The organism is Pseudomonas hormoni (assembly GCF_018502625.1).
GTDB lineage: Bacteria > Pseudomonadota > Gammaproteobacteria > Pseudomonadales > Pseudomonadaceae > Aquipseudomonas > Aquipseudomonas hormoni.
The window spans coordinates 3,689,567-3,714,957 of record NZ_CP075566.1; the positions used below are offsets into that span (position 1 = coordinate 3,689,567).

Below are 25,391 nucleotides of genomic sequence, written 5' to 3' on the forward strand. Positions count from 1 at the left end.
AGAAAATGATGACGGCGGTGCCCGGTTGGCGCCGCCGCAATAAATCAGTCCGCCGCGGTTTGCGCTGCCGGCGTGCCACGAATCGCCGAGCGGCGCTTGATCGCCATGCGCCCGCCGAACAACGCCTTGCGTTGTTCGTTCAGGCGCGCATCGGCGCGGCGTTGCACATCCGTGGCCAGGTCCAGCAATTCGCTGACCGTCAGCTCGTCGGCGCGCAACAACGCTTGCAGCACCGCCTCGATTTGTTCGAACAGGCTTTCCAGCGTGCTCGGCAGGTACTGCCCGGCGGGTGTTTCGAAACTCAGGTGAATGTGTTCAGCCTCGTTGTAGAACGCAGCGACCATGCCGATCTCGGCGGCTTGCCGGCCCGACGGGAAGTCCTCGACCAGCAGGCCGTCCATGGACGGCAAACGACCGACGCCTTCCTGGTAGATCAACTTGATGTCGAACAACGGCGAACGCCCGGCCCGGCGCGGCAGACGCAACGCTTCCACCAGTCGCTCGAACGGCAGGTCCTGATGGTCCGAAGCCTCCAGAACTGCGCGGCGACAGGCTTGCAACAGTTGCCCGGCAGCCTGGTCCGCATCGACCTCCACTTGCAGCACTAATTGGTTAACGAAGAAGCCGACCATTTGTTCAAGCTCAACTTGATTTCGGTTGGCGATATCGGTGCCGATGCGTACGCGACTGACCTCGGTGCGCTGACGCAATACCAGGGTAAAGCCGGCCAATAGCACCATGAACAGCGACAATCCACGCTGTTGGGCGAAGTCGCGCAACTGCTGACTCAAGGTCGCATTCAAGGTGAAATGTTGGCTGGCGCCTTCCTGCGCCTGACGCTGATCGCCGTCGCTCGGCAGCTCCAGGACCGTTTGCGGTTGGCCAAGGCGCGTGACCCAGTAATCGAGCTGACGTTGCAGCTCACCACCTTGCTCCAGCCACTGGCGCTGCCATTTGGCGAAGTCGGCGTATTGCACGACCTGTTCCGGCAACGATGCGACGCCACCCTGGTTGAGGGTCGGATACAAGGTCACGAACTCATTGATCAGAATACGGAATGACCAGTCATCCGCAGCGATGTGGTGCACTGTCAGCAGCAACACATGCTCCTGATCCGCGACCTGCAACACCCGCACCCGCAGCAACGGCCCATTGCGTAAATCGAATGGTCGGGCAACTTCCTCACGGGCCAGTTGCGCGGCTTCGACGTCCGGCGCCGGCAAATGCCGCAGGTCGCTAGCGGCGAAGTTCAACGGCAGTTCGGCGTGTACTCGCTGCCAGGCGAGGCCGTCTTGCTCATAGAACGTGGTGCGCAACACGGCGTGGCGTTGTACCAACGTTTCAAAGGTTTTCTGCAACGCCGACAGGTTCAGCTCACCGCGCAAACGCAAGGCGCCCGGCATGTTGTACATCGAGCTGTCGGGTTCCAGATTCCACAGGAACCACAACCGTTGCTGGGCAAAGGACAACGGCTGGCGTTCGCCGGAAAGGTCCGCCACCAGCGCCGGGCGTTCGCAGACATTGGCGTCGTGCCGTAGGCCTTGCACCTGAGCGGCGAAATCCTGCAGGCGCGGGTGTTCGAACAGGCTGCGCAAACTCACCGACAAGCCCAGGCGCTGGCGAATCTGCGAGACGATCTGCGTGGCCAGCAACGAATGCCCGCCCAGCTCGAAGAAGCTGTTTTCGCGATCGACACGGGCAACCTGCAACACCTGCTGCCAGATCTGCGCCAGCTCGATTTCCAGCTCGCCTTGCGGCGCGGTGCCGGCCACGGCTTCCCAGACCTCTGGCGCCGGCAGCGCGGCGCGGTCGAGTTTGCCGTTGCGGTTGAGTGGCAACGCACTCATCACCACCAGTTGCGCCGGCAGCATGTAGTCCGGCAGCCGCTCGCCCAAAGCCTGGCGCACGGTTTCGGTGAGTTGACGCGAATCAGCATTCGGCAACACCGGCACGACATAGCCGATCAGTTGCTTGCCACCGACGCCTTCGTGCACCAGCACCGCGGCTTCGCTGATCATCGGCAAGCCTTGCAGGTGCGCTTCCAGCTCACCCAGCTCGACGCGGAAACCGCGAATTTTCACCTGGTGGTCGATGCGCCCCAGGTATTCCAGCGCGCCGTCCTCGCGATACCGCGCCAGGTCGCCGCTGCGGTACAAGCGTGCGCCCGGCGTGGTGGAAAACGGATCGGCAATGAAACGCTCGGCGCTCAGCCCCGGACGCTGGTGATAGTGCTGGGCAATGCCGGCGTCACCGCCGATGCACAACTCGCCCACGCAACCGGTTGGCAGCAGATGGCCCTCGGTGTCCAGCACGTACAGCGCCCGGCCCGACAACGCGCGGCCAATCGGCACGCCGAGCAGATTTTGCGTGTCGGCCAAGGTGCACAGGTGAGTGCTGGAGACCACGGTGGCCTCGGTCGGCCCATAGGTGTTGAGCAAGCGTACGTCGCCGAGACCGGCGGCATGCCAGAGCTTCAGGCCTTCCAGCGACATGGCTTCGCCACCGACGTGGACCTGACGCAACCGGCCTTTGTCACGCTGAGGCTGCGCGGCCCACTCCTGAGCCAGCAAATACCAATAGGCCGCCGGCAAGTCCGCCAACGTCACGCCCTGTTTGATGATCTGCCGGTACAAGGTGTCGGTGTCCCACAGTTCATCACCGCGCAACACCAGCGCCGCGCCCACGCACAGCGGCGGATAGCACTGCTCGACAAAGCCGTCGAAGCTGAACGTGGCGAATTGCAGGACACGGTCGTCGGCACTGAGCTGCGAATAGTCCGCCGCAATCACGCAAAACTCGCGCAGCGCGGCGTGGGCCAGGCACACACCTTTCGGCCGGCCGGTGGAGCCGGAGGTGTAAATCAGGTACGCGAGGTCTTCGGCACAGGCGAAGTTGACCGGGTTGGCCGTGGAATAGCCGGCCAGCGACGCCGCCGTCAGCGCCAGACGCGGCAAGCCTTCGGGCAACGCGACATCGGTCAGCAGCTCCGGTTGCGCCAGCAGCAGATCCACCCCGCTGTCTTCGATCATGTAGGCCAGACGTTCGGCCGGGTAGTCCGGGTCCAGCGGCACATAACCGGCGCCGGACTTGAGGATGGCCATGAGGCTGACGATCATCTGCGCGTTGCGCCGCACCGACAGGCCGACCCGTTGGCCCGGCGCCACACCGTGCTCGCGCAGGCGATGGGCGAGCTGGTTGGCCTGGGCGTTGAGCTGTGCATAAGTCAGTCGCTCGTCACCGAGGATTACGGCCCATGCATCGGGCGTGCGTGCCGCTTGCTGCTCGAAGCGTTGATGCGCCAGCAATGGACTGTCCAGCAGCGGCGCGGCGGGACGCGAGCCCAGCAACACCTGAGTTTTTTGCTTGGCATCCAAGAGGCTGACGGCCCCCAGAACCTGTTGCGGCTGCGCGACGAATTGCTCCAGCACATGCAGCAGGTTCGCGCCCAGTCGCTCGATCTGCGCGGCGCTGAACAAAGCCTGATCGAAACTGAATTCCAGACGCAGGCTGGCGCCGACTTCGATGCCGAGGGTCAGCGGGTAGCTGGTGATTTCGTGATTGCGCAGTGCGCCGAAGGTCAGTCCCGCCGGAGCGCCTTGCTTCAGTGCTTCGGCCACCGGGAAGTTTTCAAACACCAGCAAACTGTCGAACAGCGCGTTGCCCTGCTGCCCCGCCCAGCCCTGGATGTCGTAAAGCGGCACATGTTCGAACTCGCGCAGGCTCAGGTTCAGGGCTTGCAGTTCGTTGAGCCATTGGCTGACCGGCTGACCGGAGTGTGGCCTGGCGATGATCGGCAAGGTGTTGATGAACAGACCCAACTGTTGCTCGATGCCCGGCAACGGCGCGGATCGTCCCGCAATCGTTGCGCCGAACGCCACGCACGATTGGCCGGTGTAGCGCTGCAACAGCAGACCCCACGCGCCCTGCAACAAGGTGTTGAGGGTGATTTTCTGCTGCCGGGCGAACTCCGCCAGGCGCTGCATCGCGGCGCTTTCCAGCGTCAGGTGATGCTCGCCCATGCCACGCCCCTCGACCGGCGTCGGCAAGGCTTGCGCCAGCAGCGTCGGCGTTTCGAGGGCGGCCAGCGCCTGTTTCCAGAACTGCTCGCCCGCCGCCAGTGGCTGCTGCTGAATCCAGCCCAGGTAGTCGCGGTATTGCCCCAGGGGTTTGGCCAGTGTTTGCCCGGCGTAATGCTGAATCACTTCGCCGAGCAACTGCGCGTTGCTCCAGCCGTCCATGAGGATGTGATGACTGGTGTAGATCAGGTGCCAGGCGTCGCTGCTTTGGCGCACCAGCATCAGGCGGAACAGCGGCGCGGCGCTGAGTTCGAAACCACGGCTGCGCTCTTCGGCGGCCAGCGCATCGAGGTCGATATCGGCGGCCTCGATCACCTGCAATTGCAGGTCGATCTGGCGATGAATTACCTGATGAGCAGATTCCAGACCCAACCAATGGAAGCTGCTGCGCAGAATGTCGTGACGGTTGATCGCCGCTTGCCACGCCCGACCGAAGGCCGCCAGTTCCAGCCCCTGAATGTCCAGGCGCAGTTGGTTGATGTAGGCCTCGGCCTGCGGCTCATACAAGGTGTGGAACAGCATGCCCTGCTGCATCGGCGTCAGCGGATAAATGTCCTCGATAGCCGGTGCCGCGACAGGCAACGCGTCCAGCTGCGCCTGGTTGATCCTGGCCAGCGGGAAGTCCGACGGCGTGACCTGACCCGCCGGCGTGGCGCAGCAATGTTCGATCAGCGCGGTGAGTTCTTCGCTGTAGGCATCAGCCAGTTGCTGGACGGTGCTGTCGGCGAACATTTCGCGGCTGAAGCCCCATTGCAGCGAGAGTTGACCGCCATAGACCTGACTCTCCAGGGTCAGCCAGTTGGCCAGCGGCGCATCGTCACCCTGGGCCTGACCGCCACTTTCCAGCGACGGTACAAACAGCGCATCGTCATCGAACTGGCGGTCGAACTGGCCGAGGTAGTTGAAGGTAATCCGTGGCGCCGACAACCCTTGCAAGGACTCACGCTGGGCCGGCTCGCCGAGGTAGCGCAGCAAGCCATGACCCAGCCCTTTGTCGGGGATGGCGCGCAGTTGTTCCTTGATCGCCTTGATCGCATTCGCCGTGTCGGCTTGAGGTCGCAGGCGCACCGGGAACAGGCTGGTGAACCAGCCTACGGTGCGCGTCAGGTCGAGGTCGTCGAACAGGTCTTCACGGCCATGGCCTTCAAGCTGGATCAGCGTCGAGTGATGCCCGGTCCAGCGGCAGATCACCCGCGCCAGCGCCGTCAGCAGCAAGTCATTGACCTGGGTGCGATACGCCGCCGGGGCCGTTTGCAGCAGCTGCCGCGTCAACCCGGCGTCGAGCTTCGATTCGATCTTGTGGCCGTGGCGATGCTGCAGGCTGCCCAGCGGGTTTTCACACGGCAGGTCGCGGGCATCGGCGTGTTGCGCCTGCCAGTACGGCAGTTGCTGATCCAGCGTGCGGGCATGCGCTTGCAGGTGTTTGGCCCAGTGTTGATAGGCGCTGGTTTTGTCCGGCAATGTCGCAACGCTGCCAGCGGCCAATTGGGCGTAGGCCTGCTGGAGGTCTTCGAGCAGCACCCGCCACGACACGCCGTCCACCGCCAAATGGTGGATCGCCAGCAACAGGCGTTGTGTGCCATCGTCGAGGCTGACCAGCAACGCGCGCAGCAACGGCCCATCGGCCAGGTCGAGACTGCGTTGCGCTTCGTCGCACAGGGCCGTCAAAGCCTCGGTCGACGCCGCCTGCCGCTGCCACAGCCCCGCTGTTTCGACCGGCGATCCGTGGCGCTGCTGCCAGCCATCGACACTCGCGGTAAAACGCAGGCGCAAGGCATCGTGATGGTTGATCACCGCGACCAGCGCGGCTTCAAGAGCTTCAGGGTTCAGCGCCTCGCGTGGCGTCAACAACAAGGACTGGTTCCAGTGCTGCGGCTGCGCGATGGCCTGCTCAAAAAAGTAAAGTTGCGCCGGGGTTAGCACCACCTCGCCGCTGACCGGCTCTTGGTCGATGGAACTGCGGTTATCGAACGCCGCCACCAGCGCGAGGCTGCGCACGGTCTGGCACTGAAACAAGTCACGCGGACTGAGACGGATGCCGGCCTGACGGGCGCGGCTGACCACTTGAATGGAGATGATCGAGTCACCGCCCAGCTCGAAGAAGTTGTCTTCGAGGCCCACGCGCTCCAGCCCCAACACGTCCTGCCAGATCTGCGCCAGCGCCGTTTGCATGGCGTCTTGCGGCGCGACGAACGCTTGTTGCGGCGCCGCATCCGGTTGCGGCAGGACCTTGCGGTCCAGCTTGCCGTTGGCGGTCACCGGCAGGGCATCCAGTGGCATCAGGTAGGTCGGCACCATGTATTCCGGCAGGCTATTGAGCAGCCAGGCTTTGAGGGTTTCCGGCCACTGCGCCTCGGCGTTTTCCAGCACCAGGTACGCCACCAGATGCTTGCCGCCCTGCACCAGGACCACGGCTTCGCGCACCAGCGGATGCTGCATCAGGCGGGTTTCGATTTCCCCCAGCTCGATACGCAGGCCGCGCAGTTTTACTTGATGGTCGAGACGGCCGAGGTATTCGATCACCCCGTCGGCACGCTGGCGCACCCGGTCGCCGGTGCGGTACAGGCGCGCGCCGTCATGGAACGGGCACGGCACAAACCGCTCGGCCGTCAGCCCCGGACGGCGGTGATAACTGCGCGCCAGACCGGCGCCGCCCAGGTACAACTCCCCCGCCACGCCCGCCGGCACCGGCAGCAATTGCGCGTCCAGCACATGGGTACGCAAGTTGGCAATCGGCCGGCCGATCGGCACGCTGTCGGCGCCTTCGTCAACGCAGGTCCAATGGGTCACGTCGATGGCCGCTTCGGTCGGCCCGTACAAGTTGTACAACCCGGCGCCCGGCAGCTTGGCGAACACTTGAAGCTGGGCGTCCAGCGGCAGGGCTTCACCGCTGCACGCGATGCGTTTGAGGCTGGTGCAGGCTTCAACGCCCGGCTCGTGGATAAACGCCTGAAGCATCGATGGCACAAAGTGCAAGGTGCTGATGCCGAACTCGCCGATGAGGCGGATCAACCGCGCCGGTTCGCGATGCGCACCCGGCGGCGCCACCACCAGACGGGCGCCGGTCATCAGCGGCCAGAAGAATTCCCAGACCGACACATCGAAACTGAACGGGGTTTTCTGCAACACCGAGTCACTACCATCCAGCCCATACGCCTGTTGCATCCAGCACAAACGGTTGACCAGCGCCGCATGACTATTGCCAGCGCCCTTGGGCTTGCCGGTGGAACCGGAGGTGTAAATCACGTAGGCCAGGTTCAGCGGATTCACCGAATCCTGCGGGCAGGTTTCGCTGTAACCGTCCAGCCAATCCTCGTCCTGATCCAGTGCGATGACCTTGATGCCCTCGGTCGGCAGCGCGCCAGCCAGGGCGCTTTGAGTCAGCAACACACCAACCGCACTGTCTTCAATCATGTAGGCCAGGCGTTCCGCCGGATATTCCGGATCGAGCGGCACATAAGCGCCGCCAGCCTTGAGAATCGCCAACAGGCCGATGACCATTTCCAGCGAACGCTCGACGGCGATCCCCACCAGCACATCGGGGCCGACACCCTGCTCGCGCAGGTAATGAGCCAATTGATTGGTGCGCGCATCGAGCTGTGCATAAGTCAGCTGCCGGTCGCCAAACACCAGCGCGGACGCTTCGGGTGTGCGCAAGGCCTGGGCGTGGATCAGTTGATGAACGCATTGCTCGACGGGATAAGTTTCGGCGGTGCGGTTCCAGTCGTGCACCAGCACCTGCTGCTCATCCGCCGCCAGCATCGGCAGCTCGCCGACCCGCTGATTCGAATCGACCACCATCGCCTGCAACAGGCGCGTCCAGTGTTGCGCCATGCGCGCAATGGTCGGCGCGTCGAACAGGTCGCTGGCGTAGGTCAGTGCGGCGTGCAGCTTGCCGCCCTTTTCGTAGGTGTCGAGGGTCAGGTCGAACTGCGTGGTGCGCCCTTCCCACTCGATCGCGCCCAGCACCAGGCCGGAAGCGGTGCTGATGCTGGACATGTCCGCGACCTGCGGCTGGTGGTTGTACATCACCTGGAACAGCGGCGTGTGGCTGAGGCTGCGTTCCAGTTTCAGCGCTTCGACCAAGCGCTCGAACGGCAGGTCCTGATGGGCCTGGGCGCCGAGGGCGGTTTCCTTGATGGCGCGCAGCAAATCCTCGACGCGGGTGTGGCCATCGAGCCTGGTGCGCAGCACCTGGGTGTTGACGAAGAAGCCGATCAGGCCTTCGATTTCCGCACGGTTGCGGTTGGCAATCGGCACACCGACACGGATGTCGGTTTGCCCGGTGTAGCGATGCAGCAGTGCGTTGAACGCACCGAGCAACAGCATGAACAGGGTGATGTTGTGTTTCTGCGCGGTGGCACGCAGTTGCTCGGCCAGTTGCGGGTCGACGGCAAATTCGTAGCGGGTGCCGCGATAGCTCGGCATCGCCGGGCGCGAGTGGTCTGTGGGCAGCTCCAGCACCGGGTGTTCATCGCCGAGTTGCGCTTGCCAGTAATCCAGTTGACGCGCCTGTTCACCCGCCTCCAGCCAGCGGCGCTGCCACAACGCGTAGTCGCTGTACTGGATCGGCAACGGCGCGAGTTGCGGTTGTGCACCGGCCTCGAAGGCGTCGTAACAGCGAATGAATTCGTCGATCAGCACGTTCATCGACCAACCATCGGAAACGATGTGGTGCAGGGTCAGCAGCAGGACGTGTTCCTGTTCGGCAAGCTTGAGCAGCGTCACGCGCAGCAACGGGCCGACCGAGAGATCGAAGGGCAACACTGATTGCTGCTCCGCCGCTTGGGCGACGGCGCGTTCGCGATCAGTGGGCGGCAATGCGCTGAAATCCACATGATCGATCACCAGCGGTGCGCTGGCCGGCACTTGCCGCAGGTTGCCGTCGGCCTGGCGCTGGAACACCGTGCGCAGGGTTTCGTGACGCTCCACGAGGCTGGCAAAGGCCTGCTCCAGCGCAGGCAGGTTCAACTGCCCGGTCAGACGCACCGCACCAGGCAGGTTGTAGGCGCCACTTTGCGCATCCAGTTGCCAGAGAAACCACATGCGTTGCTGGGCGTAAGACAACGCCTGACGATCCTCGGCCTCGACGCCCGCAGGAATCGGGAACCGGGCGAAATCAATGCCTTCCTTTTGCAAGGCCGCAAGGAACATCTGGCGCTTTTCCAGGGGCAACCCGATAAACCGGCGAGCAAGTTTCAAGGAGTCTTCAGCATTCATTTCTAAGCATCCGGATCAGTGGCGGGAAGCACAAAGGCACGTCGTCCCTATAAAACGAATGCAGACCGGAAAAATTAGCGAATGAGAATAAGTATCAGGAGGGGTGGTAAAACGGAGCTACACCTCGAACCTGTAGGAGCCGAGCTTGCTCGCGATGACGGATTGACATTCAACATTGATGTCGACAGGTACAACGCCATCGCGAGCAAGCTCGGCTCCTACAGGGACTGGATCAGGCAGTGGCGGCCATGGCGTGCCGGCGATGGTGAACATCGAGCTGGTCCTTGATCACCCGCAACACCTTGGCTTCGTGCTCATGGATGAAGAAGTGACCGCCGGCCAGCATGTCCACGGAGAAGCTGCCGTGGGTTTCCTTGCTCCAGCCGATCAGCTGTTCGGTGGTCGCGCGATCAGCCTTGCCGCCGAGCACGTGCACCGGGCATTTCAGCCGCGGGCGCTGGATCGGCGTGAAACGGCCGCACAGCAGGAAGTCAGCGCGCAGGATCGGCAGCGTCAGGCTCATCAGCTCTTCATTGGCCAGCACTTCTTCGCTGGTGCCATTGAGGGTGCGCAGTTGCTCGATCAGCTCGGCATCGGTTTTCGGATCGGCAAAACCCTGATCGTAATCAGCCCGCATCGTCGGCGCGGCGGTGCCTGAAGCGAACAGCGCCACCGGCTCCGGGCAACCCAGCGAGCGAAAGGCATGGGCCATTTCGCAGGCCAGCAAAGCGCCGAGACTGTGGCCGAACAGCGCGTACGGTGCCTTGAGCGTGGCTTTCTGTTCCTGCGCGAGTTGCAGCGCCAGGCGCCGCATGTCGGTGTGCAATGGCTCGCCGAACCGCGCGCCGCGCCCCGGCAGTTCCACCGGCTGCAGCTTGAGCCACTCCGGCAGTTTGCGCCGCCAGCGGCTGTAGACCATGGCGCTCGCGCCTGAATAGGGCAGGCACAGCAATGTCAGCTGGGTCACCGGGCTCACCTCGAAAAGTTGTCTGTAAAGAGAACGGATGAGCGCCGCGGGGAATTAGTTTGATATGAATTGTGGCGAGGGAGCTTGCTCCCGCTGGGCTGCGGAGCAGCCCCAAAACCAGCCGCCTCTGTGTGTCAGGTAAATTTTGGTTGCGGATTTACGACGGCTTCGCCGCCGAGCGGGAGCAAGCTCCCTCGCCACAGGTTCGGTGAATGATTTACTTAAGGTGGCGAAAGCTTTGGATTGCGGAACCGAGCACCACCGCCCCCGCCGCAATCGCCACCCAGAACCCGCTTCGCGCCCCGAACGCATCCACCAGCCAACCCGAACTGGCCGCGCCAATCGCGACGCCAATGCTCAACCCGGTCACCAGCCAGGTCAGGCCTTCAGTGAGTTTGGCCGGCGGCACGATACGCTCCACCAACGCCATGGCAACAATCAGCGTCGGCGCAAAAAACAGCCCTGCGACGAACACCGCCAGCGACAACCCGAGAATGTTGCTCGCCAGCAGCAACGGCAACGTAGTCACCGCCGTCGCCACCCCGCCGTACAGAAACAGTCGCGGCAACGGCACTTTCGAGCGCAACGCCCCGAACGCCAGCCCGGCCAAACATGAGCCGATCGCGTATACCGACAGCACAATACTCGCCGCCGCCGGTTGGCCCTGCTGCTGGGCAAACGCCACGCTGACCACATCCACCACGCCGACAATGGTGCCCAAGGCGACCATCAGCAGCACCAGCAACTGAATCTCGCCGGAACGAATGATCGAGCCCCGATGGTGTTCTTCATGGGGATGAATCGCCGGTTCCGTGTCCCGTTGCAGGACAAACGCCGTGACCCCGATCGCCAGCATCAGCAACGCCGCCAGCGGCCCGGCCTCGGGGAACGCCACCACACACAACCCCACCGACAGCGGCGGCCCGACAATAAAACAGACTTCGTCGAGCACCGATTCCAGGGCATACGCGGTTTGCAATTGCGGCTGGCCGCGATAGACCTCGGTCCACCGCGCCCGCACCATCGCCGACATGCTCGGCATACAACCGGCCAGCGCGGCGAACACGAACAGCGTCCATTGCGGCGCCTGCAAACGCGTGCACAGCAACACCAGCAACAACGCCCCGCCGCCGATCAACGCCGACACCGGCAAGATCCGGCGCTGCCCGAAACGGTCCACCAACCGTGAAACCTGCGGAGCGCAAAAAGCCGTCGCCAAAGCGAACGTCGCCGCCACCGCGCCGGCCAGTCCGTAACCACCTTGGAGCTGGGAGAGCATGGTGATCAGGCCGATGCCGGTCATGGAAATCGGCATGCGCGCGATCATCCCGGCCAGCACGAAGGCTCGGCTGCCCGGGGCTTTGAACAGTTCGCGGTAAGGGTTGGCCATGGGCAGCAGGTCTCGACAAGGGCCTGCAAGTTGCCACAAGGCTGGTTGTGGGGAAAGCGGCTTATTGTTGGTTGAATGTGAAGGCCTGCTCGCGATGAGGCCAGAACAGTCACCACTATCCTTCCACCAAATGAACTCTCGGCAGTCCAAACCAGTCAGCTGATTAGGCCCTCACCTCAACGCGCTCACTTACATGCTGATGTCCCCCGCCCAACAAGTCGCCCTCGCCATGGGTGCCTCCGACTACATCGTCGGCACCACCCTGTTCATCGACGGCGGCATGAGCCTCTATCCGGAGTTTCGCGGCAATGGCTGATCATCATCCCGAACGACAAAGCGCCATCGACGCCCACGGCATCATTGGCGACATGCGCAGCGCGGCACTGGTCAACGACAAGGGCAGCGTGGATTTTTTCTGCTGGCCGGAATTCGACAGCCCGTCGATCTTCTGTTCGCTGCTGGACACGCCCGAAGCCGGCATTTTCCAACTTTCCCCGGACCTGCCCGACGCCCGCCGCGAGCAGATCTACCTGCCCGATACCAACGTGCTGCAAACCCGCTGGCTCAGCGACAGAGCGGTGGTCGAGGTCACCGACCTGCTGCCGATCGGCGACAGCGAGGATGATCTGCCGGTGCTGATACGCCGGGTTCGGGTGGTCAGCGGCCAGGCGACGTTCCACATGCGCTGCGCCGTGCGGCATGACTATGCTCGCGCCAAAACCCGTGCGCGACTGGACGAAAATGAAGTGGTATTCGAGGCCGCCGATCAGCCGTCCATGCGCCTGTCTTCGGATCAGGTGTTGCGTGTCGAGGGCGACGCGGCGGTGGCCGAATTCACCCTGGAACAGGGCCAGGGCGCGCAGTTCCTGCTGGGCGGCTTCGACGATCCCCGCTTCAAGGAAGGGGCCGCAGACTTGTGCATGGAGCGCACGTTGAAGTTCTGGCGTGACTGGACCGGCCAGTCCAACTACCGCGGTCGCTGGCGGGAAATGGTCAACCGCTCGGCCCTCGCGCTGAAGCTGCTGACCTCACGCAAACACGGCGCGATTGTAGCCGCCGCTACGTTTGGCTTACCCGAAACACCGGGCGGCGAACGCAACTGGGATTATCGCTACACCTGGATCCGCGACGCCTCGTTCACCGTCTATGCCTTCATGCGCCTGGGGTTTGTCCAGGAGGCCAACGATTACATGCGCTGGCTGCGCGGGCGGGTCAGCGACTGCCACGGTAAACCGATGAAACTCAACATTCTCTACGCCATCGATGGCCGCCAGGAACTGCCAGAAACAGAACTCTCGCACCTGTCCGGCCATGGCGGCGCCACGCCGGTGCGCATCGGCAACGGTGCGTACGATCAGGTCCAGCTCGATATCTTCGGCGAGCTGATGGATGCGGTGTACCTGGTCAACAAGTACGGCGACGCCATCTCCCATGAAGGCTGGAAACACGCGGTGGAAGTGGTCGATCAGGTCTGCGAAACCTGGCAGCAAAAAGACGTCGGCATCTGGGAAATGCGCGGCGAGCAGCATCATTTCCTGCACTCTAGATTGATGTGCTGGGTGGCGCTGGACCGGGCGATCCGCCTCGCCTCCAAACGCTCCCTGCCCGCCCCTTTTGCCCGGTGGGACCAGACCCGTCAGGCGATCTACGCCGACATCTGGGAAAACTTCTGGAACGAAGAACGGGGGCATTTCGTCCAGCACATCGGCGGTACTGCGCTGGATGGTTCGATGTTGCTGATGCCGCTGGTGCGTTTCGTCAGCGCCAAGGATCCGCGCTGGCTATCGACCCTCGAAGCCATTCAGAAAACCCTGGTACGCGACGGCATGGTGTACCGCTACCGCAACGAAGAAACGCGCATCGACGGCCTCGACGGCACCGAAGGCGCGTTTGCTGCGTGTTCGTTCTGGTACGTCGAATGCCTGGCCCGCGCCGGTCAGGTGGAAAAGGCGCATCTGGAGTTTGAACAACTGCTGCGATACGCCAATCCACTGGGGTTGTATGCCGAAGAGTTCGACAGCCATGCGCGGCATCTGGGCAACACACCGCAAGCGCTGACGCACCTGGCGCTGATCAGCGCGGCGAGTTTTCTGGACCGGAAATTGAGTGGGGAGAAGAATTACTGGCAGCCGTGAGACCGCGTCGCTTTGCTGACCCCACTCATCACCTGTGGCGAGGGAGCTTGCTCCCGCTGGGTTGCGAAGCGGCCCTAAATCACTCGACTCTGTGTGTCAGGTAAACGCGGATGCAATGCTTGCGACGGCTTCGCCGTCGAACGGGAGCAAGCTACCTCGCCACAGGTTTCGTGTAGAGCAAAGTCCTACGTTTCATAAACAAAACCCGATGCCAACATCCCGAAATCGTTTGTTGCCACCCGTTACATCCCCACCTAACATCCCTCGTCAACGGGCACAGCGGAGCTGTCCAACAAAACCCGAATTCAAGGAACCCGAATGACCCAGCGTATCCACCGCAGCATCGATACCCCACTCCGCACAGGCCTGAACCGCGACGAACTGTGGGAAGGCCCCGATAAAGGCCTGATCAAATGCTGGGAAATCGGCCGCCAACGCGCCGCCCGCTTCCCCGAACTCGCCCAACAATGCCGCGCCGGCGAATTGCCGGTGCTGGGCTGGAAAGGTGGCGTCAGCCGCAGTCTGAAGAAACTCGAAAAGTACGGATCGCTCAAATACCTTGCGCAATGGCAGGGTCTGCGCGGGGAAGATCTGGAGGTTGATTTAAGCGAAGAACAGGCGTTGACCTGCTCGCGGACCAGGATGGTGGTGACGTTTACGCCGGATCGCTCCAAATACTTTAATCAGATGGCGGAAACCGACGTTCAAGAATGACCCCTGGCAACCTGTCTGGAGAGTTAGATGAACAATGACGCACTGATCCACCATGCGCTGACTCCGCATCTAAAACTCGCCTACGAACAGCACGGCCCCACCACCGGCGACCCCGTCATCCTGCTCCACGGCTTCCCCTACTCGCCCCGCGCCTACGACGACATCGCACCAGTCCTTGCCGGCAAAGGCTATCGGGTTATCGTCCCGTATCTGCGCGGCTATGGCCCTACCCGGTTCAACAGTCCCGATACCCTGCGCTCCGGTCAGCAAGCCGCCCTCGCTCAGGATTTGCTGGACCTGATGGACGCACTCAACATCAGACAAGCCGCCCTCTGTGGTTACGACTGGGGTGGGCGTGCGGCGTGCATTGTCGCGGCGCTGTGGCCGGAGCGGGTTCGTTGCCTGGTGACCGGTGACGGTTACAACCTTCAGGACATTCCCCGTTCGACCCGGCCACTGGACCCGGAAACCGAGCATCGGCTCTGGTATCAGTACTACTTCCACACCCCGCGCGGCGTTGAAGGCCTGACCGAAAATCGCCGCGCCCTGTGCCAATTGCTGTGGAAATTGTGGTCACCGACCTGGGCCGAAGGTCCCGAGCGATACCCGCTCAGCACATCGGCATTCGATAACCCGGATTTCGTCGACGTCGTGATTCACTCCTATCGCCATCGCTTCATGTATGTCGAGGGTGATCCGGCGCTGGAGTCGATCGAAGAGGCACTGACCCGGCAACCGCCGATCAATGTTCCGACGATCTCCCTCTGCGGTGCCGACGATGGCGTGGGTCCGGCAGCGGAAATCGATGACGACATCGAACATTTCACTGGCAGCTATGAGCGGCGCGTGCTGCCAGGCGTCGGGCATAACATCCCCGAAGAAGCGCCTGAAGCAACGATCAGGGCGTTACTGGATCTGCTGGAGCGCTGACGGAAAACCGCTCGCGATAGGCTTGCGGTGTCACGCCCATGGCGCGCAGGAAACTGCGACGCAGCGTCTCTTCGCTGCCGAACCCGCACTGCACCGCGACCCGTTTGATCGGCACGCCGGTATCGCTGAGCAGGCGTCGCGCAGTTTCGACCCGAATCAGTTCGATGGCTCGCGCGGGCGTCTGGCCGGTGTCGGCGCGGTAGTGGCGGACGAAGCTGCGTTCGCTCATGCCGGCCTGTAGCGCCAGGGTGGGAATACCCAGATCCATGGTGAGATGTTCGCTGATCCAGGCATGAAGGTCATCGAATCGGCTGCCTTCCTTCTGCAATGACAGGGTCACGCTGAACTGCGACTGGCCGCCCGGACGTTTCAGAAAAACCACCAATTGTTGCGCCACTTCCAGCGCCATGTTGCGACCGAGGTCTTCTTCGACCATGGCCAGCGCGAGGTCGATGCCGGCAGTGACCCCGGCCGAGGTCCAGACCGGGCCGTCATTGATGAAAATCGGATTGGGCTCGACCTGCAGCCGTGGGTGCATCTGCGCCAGCTGCTCACAACGAGTCCAGTGCGTGACCACCCGGCGACCATCGAGCCAGCCACTGGCCGCCAGTAAAAATGCCCCGGTGCACACCGATGCCACCCGACGGCATCCCGCCGCATGCTCACGCACCCATGCCACCAATGCCGCATCCTCCGCCGCCGCGTAAACGCCCCAGCCGCCGGCAATGATCAAGGTGTCGCTGCCTTGCCCGGGCAACGGTTCGGCCAACAACGCCAGCCCCGCCGACGACATCACCGCCCCCGCCGTGGGCAATCACCGTCGGCGCGTAAGGCGGCGGCAAACCTTTCTGGCGGGCAATGTCGTTGGCCGAGGCGAACACTTGCAAGGGCCCGGTGACGTCGAGCAGTTGCACATTGGCGAACGCGAGCACATGGATGGTCTTGGGCATGTTTGGCGTAATTCGTGGGATAATTGGCGTATGCGCCAAATCCTACGAGCCTAGAGTGAAGCCGTCCACCCACCTCACGAGAAAAACACCATGACGTTGCAGATCGGTTTTCTGTTGTTCCCGCAGGTTCAGCAACTGGACCTGACCGGCCCTTATGACGTGCTGGCCTCGTTGCCGAACGTGAAGGTGCATCTGATCTGGAAAGACCTGATGCCAGTCACCGCGAGCACCGGCCTGGTGCTGAAGCCCACTGTCACCTTCGACGACTGCCCGGCACTGGATGTGATTTGCATTCCCGGCGGCAGCGGTGTCGGGCCGTTGATGGAGGATGACGAAACGTTGGCGTTCATCAAGGCTCAGGCGGCCCATGCGCGGTATGTCACTTCGGTGTGCACGGGAGCGCTGGTGCTGGGCGCTGCGGGCCTGCTCAAGGGTAAACACGCAACCACTCACTGGGCGTATCACGAATTGCTCGCGCCATTGGGTGCGATCCCGGTGAAGGATCGGGTGGTGCGCGATGGCAATCTGTTGACCGGTGGCGGGATCACCGCGGGCATCGATTTCGCGCTGACATTGGCCGCTGAATTGTTCGATAAGGACACGGCGCAGCTGGTGCAGTTGCAGCTGGAATATGCTCCGGCGCCGCCGTTTGCTTCGGGCTGCCCTGAGACGGCGCCGGTCAGCGTGCTGGAAGACGCGCGGAAACGGGCTGCCGGGTCGTTGAAATTGCGCTCGGAAATCACCGAGCGTGTTGCGGCGAAGCTCGATCAGGCTTCAGTACGCTGATCCATTCCTCGGTGCAGCCAGTGTCCGGCTTCACCGAGGACTTTCCATCGCCCACAAAAAAACCCGCCTAAGCGGGTTTCTCAAGACCATTGCGACTCCTGTCAGCAGCCATCCAGGCCTATGGTCGATCATCCGTGATCCTGAGTGCATCCTGCGACTCAGTTGATGGATCCAGAGTAACTGCATTGTTGAAGCATAAACAGACGACATACCCGCGCTCTGGTGTAAGCCATTGACCATCAAAGCCCCAAATCTGCAAAGTGTGGTGCGGGGGCAGGTGTGGCGAGGGAGCTTGCTCCCGCTCGGCTGCGAAGCAGTCGCAAAGCTTTTGGGGCCGCTTCGCGACTCTGCGGGAGCAAGCTCCCTCGCCACACAGGCTCGCTCCCACAAAGAAAATGGTCAGCTTTTCAGCAGACGAAAAAAAACCCGCCGAAGCGGGTTTTTCCCAAGACCATGTCGACTCCCTGTCGATAGCGTTCCGTGCTGATGGCCGATCATCCTTGATCCCGAAGCACTTCCTGTGCCCCGGTTGATGAAGCCAGATTACGCATCGGATCCAATCTGCAACAGGCGACATAGTTACCACTGCGTGTAAGACATTCGCTATACCACCCCTTCCGAAAACCCTTAGACGCATCAGGTGTCTAGCCTGGAAGCCGCGAGTTTCCGGGCCTGCAGTCGCCTTTCAACCTGGGTTCGAACTTGCGCCCACTACTCGCTCTGCTGCAGGCGAGCCTTGGTGTTGATCTTCAGAAATTCTTCGATGTTGCTCATCTGCTCATCCCAACCACGGCTGTCCATGCGGAACGCCTTTAGCCGCCGCGTCTGGGGAATGTGATCGAAACCGGACTCGGTGACCTTGAGCAAGGTGCCGTTATCCATGTCTTCAAGCTCGAACTTCACCAGCGTGGTGGGCTCCTGGGAGTAGTCGACTTCCGGCTCGACGGCATACGGGTGCCAGCGAAACGAAAATACCCGCTCCGGCTCGACTCGCTCTACCAGGACATTCCACAGCAAGTGCTCATAACCGGGGTAGGTAATCTGCCCCTGAGTCCATTCGCCGGCGACAAAACGCTTGCCTTCCAGTGCCACGCCAAACCACTGCCCGAACGCTTCGGCGTTGGCCAGCACACGCCAGACCTGCGAGCGCGGCGCTTTAAGCAGGATCTTCCTTTCGATGCGATCTGATGCTGGGTTCATAAGTCACCTCCTGTACTGAACAGTAGGCCTGTAAGACCACAAGACCAACCTTAAAGTTGTATCAATCAGGTTTCTCAATCAACCCTGCCTGAAATATTCGGCCTCACATCCGCGCCAAAGTTCGCGGTTGAGAACGAGAGTCAACCGACTGGAACTGCTACCGTTTGCAGGGACGACATTGACCGGACAAGGAAGATTCATGCAGCCCTCACTCACGGAACGTTATCGCGGCGCCCTGCTGGGCCTGGCCTGCGGTGATGCCGTCGGCACCACTGTCGAGTTCCAGCCACGCGGTTCGTTCAGGCCCTTGTCTGACATGGTGGGCGGCGGCCCTTTCCATCTGAAGCCCGGGCAATGGACCGATGATACCTCGATGGCGTTGTGCCTGGCCGAAAGCCTGCTGAGCAAAAACGGCTTCGATGCCACCGACCAGATGGGCCGCTACCTCAATTGGTGGCAATGGGGTTACCTGAGTTCGACCGGGGAATGCTTCGACATTGGCATGACCGTCAGTGATGCCTTGACCCGGTATCAGCAAACCGGCGACCCCTTCGCCGGTTCAACCGATCCCTACACGGCGGGAAATGGCTCGTTGATGCGGCTGGTGCCGGTGGTTTTGTACCATTTCCCCGACAGCGACCGCATCCGGACATTTTCCGCGAACAGTTCCCGCACGACCCACGCGGCACCAGAAGCGATCGAATGTTGTCATTTGTTCGCTGAACTAATCTGCAATGCATTACAAGGCGCAGCCAAGGCGGATTTACTCGGCTTGCCGGCAACGACATTCCTGGAACCCAAGGTCGCGGCCATCGCCCAAGGCGATTACCTCGTCAAACCTGAAAGTGATATCCGGGGCAGCGGTTACTGCGTCGCCTCACTGGAAGCGGCGCTGTGGTGTTTTCATCACACCGACAGTTTCGAAGCCGCCATCCTGAAAGCCGCCAACCTGGGCGATGACGCCGATACCACCGCAGCCATCGTTGGTCAGTTGGCCGGAGCCCACTACGGTGTGCAGGCCATTCCCGATGGCTGGTTGACTAAGTTGCACTGGCGCGAAAACATCGAGGTTTACGCAGATCGCTTGCTCAAGGTTTCAACCGACCACACCGCAAGCGAATGAGGCTTCGCTACACTGCCCCTCACTTTTCCGGTCACAGCGAGAATCCCCATGCACCCACGCTTGCTACTGGCGCTGACGCCGCTGCTGTTTACCACCGTCGCCCATGCCGTCGATTGCGACAACGCCACCGACCAGGCCACGATGAATCAATGTGCGGCGCAGCAGAACAAGGCGGCGGACAAGGAGTTGAATGCGCTTTACCAGCAGATCACCGAGCGCTTGAAGGGCAGTCCCGACAGCAAGAAGCTGTTGGTTGGCGCGCAGCGGGCGTGGATCGGGTTTCGGGATGCCGAGTGCAAGTTCTCCGCGTCCGGGGTTGAGGGTGGGAGTGTTTATCCGTTGATCTACAGCAATTGCATCACGGAGTTGACCAAGGCGCGGGTGGAGACTTTCAAAATTTACTTGAAGTGTCAGGAGGGGGATTTGAGTTGTCCGGTGCCTGGGGTTTGATGCTCTAGTGCCTGTCAGGGCCTCATCGCGGGCAAGCCCGCTCCCACAGGGTTCTATGATGTTCACACCATGGTGAGCACACTGAAGATCCACTGTGGGAGCGGCGGTACGACGATTCGACTTGCTCGCGATGGCGTCAGATCAGACGCCGTAACTACCGGACAAATATCTGCGCCGTGGTAATCGCCATATCCCCACCCGGCAATTTGATGTTGCCGATCTGCTTCAGGCTGTCGGCATCAAAAATCGCCACATCGTTAAACGTCCCGGCCAGATAAATCTTGCTGCCCTCCTTGTTGAAGGAAATGCAGTAGTAGGAATGATCCAGCGTCGCCGCCTGCAGCATTTTCTTTTCCTTGATGTCGTACTTGGCCAGGCGATTCAGCACGCCGAACATCAGGTTCGGGTCCTTCGGCGAGCGCATGCCGCTGAAGTAGATTTCCGTCAGCGGGCCGAAGTCGGTGGTTTCGGTCTTGCCGGTTTTCAGGTCGATGCTGAACAGTCCGTAGAGATACTCGGCGGTGGCGGGATCCTGCTTCTTGTCCTTGAATTTCGCCGCGGTGTAGAGCAACGAAAAGTCATGGCGATAGGTTTGCTGGTTCCACACATACAGCACGTCCGGCGCGCTGTAGTTCGCCCGTTTCCAGTGACGGCTGGGGATCAGGACGTCGAACTTGCCGGTTTTGACATCGACCTTGTAGACGTCCGCCCCAGCCACGTACAGCGTGCCGTCGTCGCCACTCTGCATGATGGTCAGTTGCCGTGGCGCCGGAAAACTGCGCACCGGTTTGGCGTCCATACCGGCATCAGTGGCGTAGACATCCAGTCGCGGCTGCTGCACTTCGTAGCGATCATTGAGCATCAACGTCGGGTTGGCGATGGCGAACAGTTCCTTGCCGTCATGACTGAGGGTGAAAGCGAACATCGACTTCGCTTTCTCCCCCGGCTTCTGGGTGATGCTGGCGTGGAACACCTGTTTGCAGCTATCGAGCTCGACGCCGTAGACATCCGCGTAATGGTTGTTCAGCACATAAGCGGTCTTGCGATCCGGCGACAACTGAACAGTGCCCGGACCGAAGGCGTCCGGCATCTTGCAGGTCTTGAACAGCGTGTCCGTGGCCAGGTCGATCACGTGCAGGTTGTTCGGGTAATTGGTGGTCAACATGTACTCGTGACCGTCTTGCAGAGCGGTGTTTTCATCCGCCAGAACGTTGAACGAACAGACGCTCAGGACGGCGAACGCGGCCAGGCCGCAGGCTTTGATGCTGTGCATGCTGGAATCCTTCTTCTCTGTCCGATCACTTGTCTTTCGGGAAGACAGTGCCAAGGTTGCGCCAGTTGTCGTTGGACGCCTGGGCATCCTTGTTCCAGTCCGGGTAGGTGCTCATCATGTCGGGCACCTGGGCCGGCCACCAGCAAGGGTCGGAACAACCGTAAAGGTCCGCTTCCATCGGCTGGCACAGCGACGACACACCGCCAAACGCGTCGATTTCCCAACCCGGGTCGGTGGTCGAGGCGCAACCGGCGACGGAACTCATCGCCACCACTTCTTCGATGCGGTTTTCGGCCGCGGCCTCATCGAGTTTCAACGCTTTATTATTGATTGCCTTGAGATGTTTCATATCAGTGAGCCTTGCGCGGAGTGATGTAGCTGCTGATAAACGCAGGGTTGTGGGCCATGATCCGGGTGTAGACCTCGATGCCGAAGTCGACCCAGTCACGCATCAGTTCGCAGTAGTGATACGTCGGGTGGGTCGGGTCGCCGTAACGGGCGTAGCTCTCGTGGTAGCAGCCGCCGGAGCAGAGATTGCGGATCTGGCAGTCTTCGCAACCGGTGTTGCTGCGGTCGAGGCGCTGGGACAGGAAGTCATTCAGCTCAACCTGTTTCACACCGCTGTGCACGTTGCCGAAGGTTGGCAGCGATGAGCCGGTAAAGCGGTGGCACAGGTTCAGCTCACCCTTGTGATCCACCGCCAGCATCTTCAGGCCCGCGCCGCATGGCAGGGCTTTTTTGTGGCCTTCGTGGATGTCGGTGATCAACTGGTGCAGGTTGGAGAAGCCGATGTTGCGGTGCTCCAGCGCCGCTTCCAGATAACGTCGGCCGAGCCTCTTCATGCTGGCGAACACTTCGATCAGTTCGTCGCTGGTGAGGTTGAAGGTGCTGATGTCTCCGGAGGTCACCGGGGCGAAGCCGACTTCGGCAAACCCCAGTTCGTTGAACAGGTGATCCCAGATGGTTTCGACGTCGGTGACGCCGGTGGTCAGGGTCACCCGTGCGCCCACCGGACGGCTGTTGTAGCGCGACAGCAGCATCTCGGCCTTGCGCCGCACCACGTCATACGTGCCCTGCCCGCCCACGGTGATGCGGTTGCGGTCGTGCACGGTTTTCGGTCCGTCGATACTGACCGAAAGCCCGAAGCGATGGGCATTCAGGTAGTCCACGGTCTCTTCGGTGAGCAGCGTGGCGTTGGTGGTCATGACGAACTCGACGAACTTGCCCGCCTCGCGGAAACGCTTCTCGCAATAGTCGACCATGTACTCGATCAGCTTGCGGTTGCTCAGCGGTTCGCCGCCAAAAAACACCACGGTGAAACGTTCTTCATCCGGGGATTCACGCAGCAGCATTTCCACTGACGCAATAGCCGTTTCGACGTCCATTTTTTTGCCGGCCGACGGCTTGTCGAGGTCTTCCTTGTAGCAGTAGGTGCAGCTCAGGTTGCAGCCGGTGTTGACGTTGAGCACCACGGTGTTGATCGCGGTGCGCTCGACCCGTTTGGTGCCGATGTCCGGGGTCAGCGGCGAACCGTCGCTGACCAGTTCCAGAGACATCAGCTCACGCAGTGTCTCGGTGATTTCCTCGCCGTTAAAGCGTGTGGCAAGGCGCTGGATCAGGTCCTCGGACGAACAGCCGGGACCGCGCAACGTGTCGATGATGGTGCCCGTCAGCTCATCGCTGGCGAACAGCGAACTGCTGGGGATGTGAAACAGCATGCGGTCGGCATCGACGTGCACTTCATGCAGATTCCGCTCAACCAGATTCAAAATAGCGCCCATCGCAACCTCCTGTGCAAACCCCGGTTTACGGGGCCTGCGGTCATTCCAAAAAAGTGTCTGAATCGATTGAAATCAGCCAACTCATGGAATGGGTGGATTGTTCCAGCGTTGCACGGTGACGATCATGTGGCCCTCGCCGGTCAGGGATTTCCCTGCGTCGTCGACGGCGGCGATCACCTTGAGGTTGCCGGCATTGTTGGTGGACATTTTGCGTTGCGGGTTCGGCCCGGCATCGCCCGGTGTGAATACGCCGCTGTCAGCCTGCATGGTGCCGGCGAACTTGACGTCTTCGTCTTCCTTGGCGCGGTCGTCGAAGGCTTCGACCGACCACTGCGCCGGGAACACGCCGATGCGATACGGTTTGCCATCAGCACCCTTGCCCCAGGCTTCCGCGTCGAAACGGCCCTGGACTTTCGGCGTCGAACCACCGCCCTCGCCGATCCGCGACACCGAGAACTCGGGCACGACTTTGACTTCGGCGATCTTGCTGTAGACCGACAGGGTCGGGCCTTTCAGTGTGCCGACGGTGACGTTGCGCAGGCCCGGTTGGGCATTGGCGGCGGCCTTGAGTTTGACCTTGATTCGATCCGCGTTTTGCTCGACCACCTCGACCACTTCGACGCCTTTGCCGAAGTTCGGTTTGCCGGTGAGACCGCTGCCGATCAGGGTCACTTCCGTCTCGACGCCGGCCTTCAGATAACCCGGCTGCACCGCCAGCAAACGACTGCTGCCCTGCTTGGCGGCGACGAAGTCCAGACCTCGCTCATCATGCTCGGCCTCGAACATCCGGCCCTGCATCGCGTTGCCTTGGGCGGCAAACACCTGACGCATGGTCACGCCGTCGATGGTCACGTTGCCGCGCCATTCGTAGCCGGTGTAGAGAATCGCGCTGCCGTCACCGTTGAACGGCGTGCCATCGGCGTATTGGCCTTTGACGCTGACCTTGAACGTGTCGTCGCCATCGGCGCTTACGCTCATCACCCCGGCCAGTGCGCCTTTACCCGGCAAGTGGCCGCTGAAGCTCCAGTCGCCCACCAGCGCCTCGGCTTTCGGCGCGGTGCCCAGCCATTTTTTCCAGGCCGGGTTGTCCAGCGGATAACGCTTGGCCAACAGCGGCACCATTTCTTTTCGAGCCAGGTCGAACCAGTCGCGGTCGCGGGACAGGGCCTGGTATTCCAGCGACGGCCACTGGCCGAGGTGGAAGTTCACCAGACGCTCCCACTCCTGGGCCGGACGCCGTTGCAGGGCGACCCGCGCACCGGAGTGGCAGCGGCCGCACATCTGGCTGGTCTGGTCGTCGAATTTCTCGACAGTATTGAGTCGGCGCTCCAGCGCGTAACGCACGCCATCGGTCTCGCTCGGCGCCAGGCCCTGGGTGTCGGCCAGGTATTTGACCAGGGTGCGGCGGTCGTCATCGCTGATCTGCAAACCGTGCATGGTCTGCATCCGGGCGATGCTCATCAGCCAGCCTTCCGGGGTTTTGCGCTGGTGGCTGATGCGGCTCAGGGCGTTGTCGGCTTCGGGGGTATGACAGCCCTGACAGGTTTCCTTGAGGATGGTCTGGGCGTCGCGGGCTGCCAGGCTGTCAGGCGAATGCAGCGCCACACAAGCGGCCACGGCCAGCAGACTGGCGCTCAGGCCTGATCGGAGTTTTCTCTTCATCAACGTCGAACCTCGCACGGTGCTTTCTTATTTTTGTGGCTTATCGTTTTTATGGTTTCTGCCGTCGGCGGCGCACCGCAGACGGAGGCAAGAGAAACGTCTGAGATGAGCAATACACGGAGCGTGCCAGCTTGCCGATTACCTTTTTTATCAAGCGGTTGCGTGAAGTTGACTGCTGTTGGCCCTGCCTGATCGAGAGCGCCTGCGTCTAATATCGCGACAGTTGTTGCAGTCTGAGACAAGCATAGATGCGTGGCCGGAACAGCTCATCGCCCGACCATTGACGGCAGTCCCCTGCGGGAGCGAAATAAGTGTTCACCCATTGCCATTCGGGGGGTCACACCATGGTAAGCATCACTGTCCTCGCGGGGGACTTTCTGCAGGGTGACGGAGAGTACACAGACGGCGTTTTCACCCTGAGAACGTCGCTTCACCCGTGGCCCGGCATCACCCTGCCCCTCTCTTCGTTCAAAAGCGTGGAAGTCGCCAACGAGGATTCGATCAACAGCATCAAGGAAGCTATCGGCTTCGGTGTCGCCGGCGCCATGCTGCTAGGCCCCATTGGTGCGATTGCCGGTTTCATGCTGACCGGGAAAGAAACCGAAGTCACCTTTCTGGCAACGCTCAAGGACGACAGAAAACTGCTGGCTGCCGTTGATGGCAACACATTCGACGAGATTTCCCGGAAGGTGGCCGCCTGATTGCTCAGCGCGAGCCGCACCGGTTACACGGTG

At 61.6% G+C, this 25,391-nt stretch carries 15 protein-coding genes and 2 pseudogenes; 8 read left to right on the forward strand and 9 right to left on the reverse strand.

Translation table 11 applies throughout. From position 1 onward, the window contains the following. Positions 1 to 44: 44 nt before the first annotated feature. The 3 genes from KJF94_RS17170 to KJF94_RS17180 form a co-directional block, all read right to left on the reverse strand. Positions 45 to 9,296, reverse strand: a complete 9,252-nt coding sequence (locus tag KJF94_RS17170) for a non-ribosomal peptide synthetase (RefSeq protein WP_214377476.1) — start codon at positions 9,294 to 9,296, stop codon at positions 45 to 47. A 232-nt stretch (positions 9,297 to 9,528) separates the two neighbouring features. Next, a complete protein-coding gene (locus tag KJF94_RS17175) occupies positions 9,529 to 10,263 on the reverse strand; it encodes a thioesterase II family protein (RefSeq protein WP_214377477.1) in 735 nt (244 codons plus the stop codon). A gap of 217 nt (positions 10,264 to 10,480) precedes the next feature. Then, the gene (locus KJF94_RS17180) at positions 10,481 to 11,653 is read right to left on the reverse strand and encodes an MFS transporter (protein ID WP_214377478.1); all 1,173 of its coding nucleotides are present in this window, start codon (positions 11,651 to 11,653) and stop codon (positions 10,481 to 10,483) included. 217 nt (positions 11,654 to 11,870) lie between these two features. Between KJF94_RS17180 and KJF94_RS17185 the strand changes: the two are divergent. The 4 genes and pseudogenes from KJF94_RS17185 to KJF94_RS17200 all read left to right on the forward strand — a co-directional run. Beyond that, a pseudogene (locus KJF94_RS17185) lies at positions 11,871 to 11,969 on the forward strand (sugar dehydrogenase); the annotation flags it as partial. After that, positions 11,962 to 13,788, forward strand: a complete 1,827-nt coding sequence (locus KJF94_RS17190) for a glycoside hydrolase family 15 protein (RefSeq protein ID WP_214377479.1) — start codon at positions 11,962 to 11,964, stop codon at positions 13,786 to 13,788. The pseudogene KJF94_RS17185 and the gene KJF94_RS17190, both read left to right, overlap by 8 nt. Positions 13,789 to 14,106: 318 nt before the next feature. Beyond that, positions 14,107 to 14,502: a hypothetical protein gene (locus tag KJF94_RS17195; protein ID WP_214377480.1), complete on the forward strand. Its 396-nt coding sequence runs from the start codon at positions 14,107 to 14,109 to the stop codon at positions 14,500 to 14,502. 27 nt (positions 14,503 to 14,529) lie between these two features. Beyond that, on the forward strand, positions 14,530 to 15,432 hold the full coding sequence (locus KJF94_RS17200; RefSeq protein ID WP_214377481.1) for an alpha/beta fold hydrolase: 903 nt from the start codon (positions 14,530 to 14,532) through the stop codon (positions 15,430 to 15,432). On the opposite strand, the pseudogene KJF94_RS17205 reads toward KJF94_RS17200, so the two are convergent. After that, positions 15,401 to 16,382: pseudogene (locus tag KJF94_RS17205) on the reverse strand (GlxA family transcriptional regulator). The gene KJF94_RS17200 and the pseudogene KJF94_RS17205 overlap by 32 nt on opposite strands. A gap of 90 nt (positions 16,383 to 16,472) precedes the next feature. Here KJF94_RS17205 and inhA point away from each other — a divergent pair. Next, positions 16,473 to 17,168: an isonitrile hydratase gene (inhA, locus tag KJF94_RS17210; RefSeq protein WP_214377482.1), complete on the forward strand. Its 696-nt coding sequence runs from the start codon at positions 16,473 to 16,475 to the stop codon at positions 17,166 to 17,168. A 711-nt stretch (positions 17,169 to 17,879) separates the two neighbouring features. Here the strand turns inward: inhA and KJF94_RS17215 are convergent. Next, positions 17,880 to 18,368: an SRPBCC family protein gene (locus KJF94_RS17215; RefSeq protein WP_214377483.1), complete on the reverse strand. Its 489-nt coding sequence runs from the start codon at positions 18,366 to 18,368 to the stop codon at positions 17,880 to 17,882. Between the two features lie 199 nt (positions 18,369 to 18,567). Here KJF94_RS17215 and KJF94_RS17220 point away from each other — a divergent pair, with 199 nt between their 5' ends. Together KJF94_RS17220 and KJF94_RS17225 are read left to right on the forward strand one after the other, a co-directional pair. Continuing rightward, complete coding sequence (locus tag KJF94_RS17220) at positions 18,568 to 19,491, forward strand: ADP-ribosylglycohydrolase family protein (protein ID WP_214377484.1); 924 nt, start codon at positions 18,568 to 18,570, stop codon at positions 19,489 to 19,491. Positions 19,492 to 19,539: 48 nt separating this feature from the next. Next, on the forward strand, positions 19,540 to 19,941 hold the full coding sequence (locus KJF94_RS17225; RefSeq protein WP_214377485.1) for a lysozyme inhibitor LprI family protein: 402 nt from the start codon (positions 19,540 to 19,542) through the stop codon (positions 19,939 to 19,941). Between the two features lie 154 nt (positions 19,942 to 20,095). Here the strand turns inward: KJF94_RS17225 and peaD are convergent, their stop codons facing one another. The 4 genes from peaD to peaA all read right to left on the reverse strand — a co-directional run bounded on the left by peaD (position 20,096) and on the right by peaA (position 24,657). Next, positions 20,096 to 21,214, reverse strand: coding sequence for a quinohemoprotein amine dehydrogenase subunit beta (gene peaD, locus KJF94_RS17230; protein WP_214377486.1), 1,119 nt, complete (start codon positions 21,212 to 21,214; stop codon positions 20,096 to 20,098). A gap of 25 nt (positions 21,215 to 21,239) precedes the next feature. Continuing rightward, positions 21,240 to 21,563 (reverse strand): quinohemoprotein amine dehydrogenase subunit gamma, encoded by a 324-nt coding sequence (gene qhpC / locus KJF94_RS17235; protein ID WP_008027961.1) that lies wholly within the window; start codon positions 21,561 to 21,563, stop codon positions 21,240 to 21,242. A 1-nt stretch (position 21,564) separates the two neighbouring features. Further along, positions 21,565 to 22,995 (reverse strand): quinohemoprotein amine dehydrogenase maturation protein, encoded by a 1,431-nt coding sequence (gene peaB / locus KJF94_RS17240; protein ID WP_214377487.1) that lies wholly within the window; start codon positions 22,993 to 22,995, stop codon positions 21,565 to 21,567. An 81-nt stretch (positions 22,996 to 23,076) separates the two neighbouring features. Then, entirely contained in the window at positions 23,077 to 24,657 is a 1,581-nt protein-coding gene (peaA, locus tag KJF94_RS17245; RefSeq protein WP_214377488.1) for a quinohemoprotein amine dehydrogenase subunit alpha, read from the reverse strand. A gap of 344 nt (positions 24,658 to 25,001) precedes the next feature. Between peaA and KJF94_RS17250 the strand changes: the two genes are divergently transcribed. Beyond that, positions 25,002 to 25,358, forward strand: coding sequence for a hypothetical protein (locus tag KJF94_RS17250; RefSeq protein ID WP_214377489.1), 357 nt, complete (start codon positions 25,002 to 25,004; stop codon positions 25,356 to 25,358). The last annotated feature ends 33 nt before the right edge of the window (positions 25,359 to 25,391 follow it).

Excerpts from the sequence above, each read along its gene's own strand:
- KJF94_RS17170 (WP_214377476.1), bottom strand. The coding sequence starts at position 9,296 with ATGAATGCTGAAGACTCCTTGAAACTTGCTCGCCGGTTTATCGGGTTG.
- KJF94_RS17180 (WP_214377478.1), bottom strand. The coding sequence starts at position 11,653 with ATGGCCAACCCTTACCGCGAACTGTTCAAAGCCCCGGGCAGCCGAGCC.
- KJF94_RS17190 (WP_214377479.1), top strand. The coding sequence starts at position 11,962 with ATGGCTGATCATCATCCCGAACGACAAAGCGCCATCGACGCCCACGGC.
- KJF94_RS17195 (WP_214377480.1), top strand. The coding sequence starts at position 14,107 with ATGACCCAGCGTATCCACCGCAGCATCGATACCCCACTCCGCACAGGC.
- KJF94_RS17200 (WP_214377481.1), top strand. The coding sequence starts at position 14,530 with ATGAACAATGACGCACTGATCCACCATGCGCTGACTCCGCATCTAAAA.
- inhA (WP_214377482.1), top strand. The coding sequence starts at position 16,473 with ATGACGTTGCAGATCGGTTTTCTGTTGTTCCCGCAGGTTCAGCAACTG.
- KJF94_RS17215 (WP_214377483.1), bottom strand. The coding sequence starts at position 18,368 with ATGAACCCAGCATCAGATCGCATCGAAAGGAAGATCCTGCTTAAAGCG.
- KJF94_RS17220 (WP_214377484.1), top strand. The coding sequence starts at position 18,568 with ATGCAGCCCTCACTCACGGAACGTTATCGCGGCGCCCTGCTGGGCCTG.
- KJF94_RS17225 (WP_214377485.1), top strand. The coding sequence starts at position 19,540 with ATGCACCCACGCTTGCTACTGGCGCTGACGCCGCTGCTGTTTACCACC.
- peaD (WP_214377486.1), bottom strand. The coding sequence starts at position 21,214 with ATGCACAGCATCAAAGCCTGCGGCCTGGCCGCGTTCGCCGTCCTGAGC.
- qhpC (WP_008027961.1), bottom strand. The coding sequence starts at position 21,563 with ATGAAACATCTCAAGGCAATCAATAATAAAGCGTTGAAACTCGATGAG.
- peaB (WP_214377487.1), bottom strand. The coding sequence starts at position 22,995 with ATGGGCGCTATTTTGAATCTGGTTGAGCGGAATCTGCATGAAGTGCAC.
- peaA (WP_214377488.1), bottom strand. The coding sequence starts at position 24,657 with ATGAAGAGAAAACTCCGATCAGGCCTGAGCGCCAGTCTGCTGGCCGTG.
- KJF94_RS17250 (WP_214377489.1), top strand. The coding sequence starts at position 25,002 with ATGGTAAGCATCACTGTCCTCGCGGGGGACTTTCTGCAGGGTGACGGA.